This is a genomic window from Mycolicibacter kumamotonensis (assembly GCF_002086285.1).
GTDB classification, from domain to species: Bacteria; Actinomycetota; Actinomycetes; order Mycobacteriales; family Mycobacteriaceae; genus Mycobacterium; species Mycobacterium kumamotonense.
In genome coordinates this window covers 1-1,351 of the sequence record NZ_MVHU01000096.1, presented here as the reverse complement: position 1 = coordinate 1,351, position 1,351 = coordinate 1, and the positions used below count along the sequence as shown (strand labels likewise).

Here is a 1,351-nt window from a genome sequence, read left to right as displayed (position 1 = left end):
TGAATCGCCCTGGAAATGCTGGAGGCTCCTGACCTTGGAAACGAGGATGCAGGTATGCCGAAGGAACAGTCGCCTGGGAAGCCCACGACGCGCCGTTACAGCTCGGAGGAGAAGGCTGCTGCGGTGCGGATGGTCCGCACGCTGCGCGAAGAGCTGGGCACCGAGCAGGGCACGGTAGCGCGGGTGGCCCGTCAGCTCGGCTACGGCGTGGAGTCGGTGCGCTCCTGGGTACGCCAGGCAGACATCGACGACGGTCACGCCCCGGGTGTGACGACCGCGGAGTCAGCGAAGGTCAAAGAGCTCGAGCAAGAGATCCGAGAACTGAAGCGGGCCAACGAGATTCTGAAACGAGCGGCGAGTTTCTTCGGGGCGGAGCTCGACCGCCAACACAAGAAATAGTCGATTTCATCGACGCCAACCGCGAGGAGTTCGGGGTCGAGCCCATCTGCACGGTCCTGCGCAGCGCAGGCCTGCAGGTGGCCCCGAGCACCTACTACGACGCCAAAACCCGCCCGCTGTCTGCGCGGGCGCAGCGCGACGCGGTCCTGGGGCCCGCGTTGCGTCAGCTCTGGGAGGACAATTACTGCGTCTATGGGGCCCGCAAGCTGTGGAAGACCGCCCGCCGTGCCGGTCACGACGTCGGCCGCGATCAGGTGGCTCGGCTGATGCGGGCCGCCGGTATCCAGGGGGTGCGCCGGGGCAAACGTGTCCGCACCACCAAACCCGACCCGGCGGCGGCCCGTCACCCGGATCTGGTGAAGCGCAAGTTCACCGCGACCGCACCGAACCAGCTCTGGGTGACCGACCTGACGTTCGTGCCGACCTGGGCCGGAGTGGCTTACGTGTGCTTCATCGTCGATGCCTACTCGCGGATGATCGTCGGCTGGCGGGTGGCCTCGCACATGCGCACGACGATGGTGCTCGATGCGATCGAGATGGCGCGATGGTCGCGCGGAAACCAACTGCCGGACTTGGTTTGTCACTCCGATGCCGGATCGCAGTTCACGTCTATCCGCTACGGTGAGCGGCTCGCTGAGATCGGCGCGGTGCCCTCAATTGGCACGGTCGGGGACAGCTTCGATAACGCCCTCGCCGAGACAGTGAACGGCTACTACAAGGCCGAACTGATCTACGGGCCGGCCCGCACCGGGCGGCCGTGGAAGACCGTCGAGGACGTCGAACTGGCCACCCTCAGCTGGGTCTACTGGCACAACGCCAGCCGCCTCCACAGCTATCTCGGCGACCTACCTCCGGCGGAGTTCGAAGCCGCGTTCTACGATGCATCACGGACCGACCAACCCCTGGTCGGAATCCAATAGCTCGAGCCTCCGACGAATCCAGGGCGATTCAC

At 65.7% G+C, this 1,351-nt stretch carries 1 protein-coding gene and 1 other annotated feature; the gene reads left to right on the top strand.

Annotation, left to right across the window (positions count from 1 at the left end):
* Window positions 1-54: 54 nt before the first annotated feature.
* Window positions 55-1,319 (top strand): IS3 family transposase gene (locus BST28_RS22890; RefSeq protein ID WP_085976925.1). Its coding sequence is split into 2 segments (ribosomal slippage): window positions 55-358 and window positions 358-1,319, totalling 1,266 coding nucleotides; the frame shifts between segments, so codons are not numbered across the junction.
* Window positions 354-485 (top strand) — a sequence feature (AL1L pseudoknot). It overlaps the preceding gene by 132 nt.
* Window positions 1,320-1,351: the final 32 nt, after the last annotated feature.